Here is a 1,461-nt window from a genome sequence, read left to right as displayed (position 1 = left end):
CACATCGCCAAACTGGTAGTTAATCGTCATCGCTCAGTCTCCTAACGCCTAAAGCCGCTAACTGCTCAGAATCTGCTGCGAAGCCTGCTCTTGCTGCTCGTAGTTATTGGCGTCGCGGATCAGCCCGTCGCGAACGCTCTGCAGCATGTTCACAATGTTGTGAAACGCCTGGTTCATCTGTCCCATCGTGTTGTAGGACGTCGCCTCGGCGGCCCCACTCCAACTGGCGCCGGAAATGTTCTGCGACGAGGCCCACATCCGACGCGCCTCATCCGAAACCGTCTGCGCATGCACGTCGAAACGGCCTGCCATTGCCCGCATTGCGTGCGGGTCGGTCATAAATCGCGTAGCCACCACACCGCTCCTTTCATCAACTAAATGTTTCGGTCAAGCGCCGCTGCGGCGCCCGACGTCCAAACCCCGCCTATCACCCCCGCCCTATCCGACTCCGACGCGCGGCACCACGCTGGGTCGCGCCTGCACGACGTTGGGGCTGGCCCCGCCGCGGCCCATCATCCCGCCGGGCATGCCGGCGCCGGCGCCCATGCCGCCCATCGGCATCGGCATGAACGGCATGCCGCCGCCCATCGGCGCCCCGGCCCCCGCGGCGGCGGCGGGCATCTCCCCGCCCAGTCCCGACATCGCCGCGCTGCCCATCCGCGCCGGGGTCGACCCCTGCCACGTCGGGGGCACCGACATCGCACCGACCAGCCGTGATTTACCCAGTTCCGCGGCGGCGCCGCCCAGGCCCGCGCCGCCGAGGCCCCCGCCGCCCAGGCCCTTCATGGCGGGCGAGGCTTCGCTGACGAACTTGGCCGCATCGGCGCCGGCCGCTCCGGTTGCCCCGGCCAGGGCCGCCGGATTCGCGCCCATGCCCGCTTGGGCCGCCATCATGATCGGCGACATCATGGTGCTCACCGGCAGCATTGCCACCTGGGCGAGCGTCGACAGCGACGAAATCGGCGCCCCGGTAACCAACGCCGACACCCCCGACACCGTGGAGCCGACCACGTCGGTCACCGGCGCCAACCCGGTAGCGAGCCCGGCCCCCGCCGAGGAGGCCAGTCCGGCAACCTGCGACACCACCCCGGTCAGCGGCGATGCCGCCAACGCCGCCAGGCCCGCCAGGTCGACTGGCGGCAGGCTGAACGACGGCAACGCCGCGGCCACGCCCAACGCCCCGCCGTGATAGCTCAGCATCGCGGCGACGTCCTGGGCCCACATCTCCAGGTACTCGAACTCGGTCATGAAGATCGCCGGGGTGTTCTGGCCCAGGATGTTCGCCGCGATCAGCGCCATGAATTGCTGACGGTTGGCCGTCACCGCCGCGGAGGGCACCGTCGCCGCCAACGCCGACTCGAACGCCGTCGCCGCCACGCGGGCCTGGCCCGCCGCGGCCGCGGCCTGGGCCGCCGCTGAACTCAACCACCCCACGTACGGTGCGGCGGCCGCCGCCATCGC

Annotated in this window: 2 protein-coding genes; both read right to left on the bottom strand. The window is 70.2% G+C overall.

The features are described 5' to 3' along the window. Positions 1-57: 57 nt before the first annotated feature. Positions 58-354: a WXG100 family type VII secretion target gene (locus N415_RS29080; RefSeq protein WP_068189387.1), complete on the bottom strand. Its 297-nt coding sequence runs from the start codon at positions 352-354 to the stop codon at positions 58-60. An 84-nt stretch (positions 355-438) separates the two neighbouring features. After that, positions 439-1,461: PPE family protein (locus N415_RS29075; protein WP_152531635.1), on the bottom strand; the 1,023-nt coding region annotated here is incomplete at its 5' end.

Origin of the sequence: Mycobacterium sp. UM_CSW (assembly GCF_000455205.1) — a bacterium.
In the GTDB taxonomy this organism is placed as follows: Bacteria; Actinomycetota; Actinomycetes; order Mycobacteriales; family Mycobacteriaceae; genus Mycobacterium.
Note: the sequence above shows the minus strand (reverse complement) of the source record. Positions and strands in the feature narration are given on the sequence as shown.